This is a genomic window from Candidatus Accumulibacter contiguus (genome assembly GCF_012940005.1).
Lineage (GTDB): Bacteria > Pseudomonadota > Gammaproteobacteria > Burkholderiales > Rhodocyclaceae > Accumulibacter > Accumulibacter contiguus.
Genome location: NZ_SPMX01000120.1, coordinates 1 through 946, shown reverse-complemented (window position 1 = coordinate 946; position 946 = coordinate 1). Strand labels below are relative to the sequence as shown.

Annotated in this window: 1 protein-coding gene; it reads right to left on the bottom strand. The window is 61.3% G+C overall.

Features of this window, described 5'->3' with window-relative positions:
• Positions 1 to 71 precede the first annotated feature (71 nt).
• Positions 72 to 884: a P-type conjugative transfer protein TrbJ gene (trbJ, locus tag E4Q08_RS23450; protein WP_372703821.1), complete on the bottom strand. Its 813-nt coding sequence runs from the start codon at positions 882 to 884 to the stop codon at positions 72 to 74.
• Positions 885 to 946: the final 62 nt, after the last annotated feature.

The window sequence follows — 946 nt, the reverse complement described above, 5'->3', positions numbered from 1 at the left end:
CCAGAAGCGCCACGATCGTGCAACAGCCGACAGGTATGATGTGCTTGACGTGCATGGTGGTTGTCCTCCTGTCAGCGGTTCAGTTCGAGCCAGTTCTTGGGGCTGCTGGTCGTGTTGATTCGGCTCTCTGTCGAAGTGGCATGCGCAGCCGCCTGCTGGGCCTCCCTGTCGGCTTCCACCTGCATGCGCGTTGCCAACGCGTTTTGCTGGGCGATCAACAGCCCGCGAATCTGCAGGAGCTGGTTCGCCTGCTGGCTGGCGAGCTGGTTTGCGTAGCTGATCGCCTGCATCTGGCCAGTCGCGCCCTGCGCACTCCCCTGCAGGCGCTGCAATGTCCTGGCATCCGCTTCCAGGGCGGCCTGTTGCTTGTCCAGACCCCTGAACAGTGCATCATTGGCCCTCTTCTGTGCTTCGGAGCCGAAGCGCTGGTTCTCCTTGATCGCGGCCCACTCCGCCGCCGTGCAACCGCCTTGCCTGAAGCAGGGCGAACCGCGGTAATAGGACGCATCCTGGAACTTGCCGAGGTACGCGTCGATGCTCCCCAGGTTGGTCTTGTAGTAATTCAACGTGTCGATCGCACTGCGCAGCTGGTTCATCGTGCTGGTGGCCGCGTCCCAGACATAGGCTGCTGGCGCCAGCGTGTTCTGCAGCATGTTTTCGTACTGCTGCAGTTGCGTCTGGTACTGCTGAATCTGCTTCAGCGTCTGGGCGACCGCTTCGATGGAACTGATGACGGTCTGCGAGAGGTTCGCGGTGTCGATGACCGGGATGCCTGCTGCATGCGCTGGTGTCGTCGCCGCCGGGCCGGCGAACACGGCCAGAAACAGGGCCCGAAGCACGGTGCCTGTGGCAGTTAGCTTTGTGGCGGTTGGTTTGCTGGTCAAGACTTTCATGCTCACTGCTCCTTGGCGTCAGTAGTCAAACGATTGGTACGGCTTGGAAAACG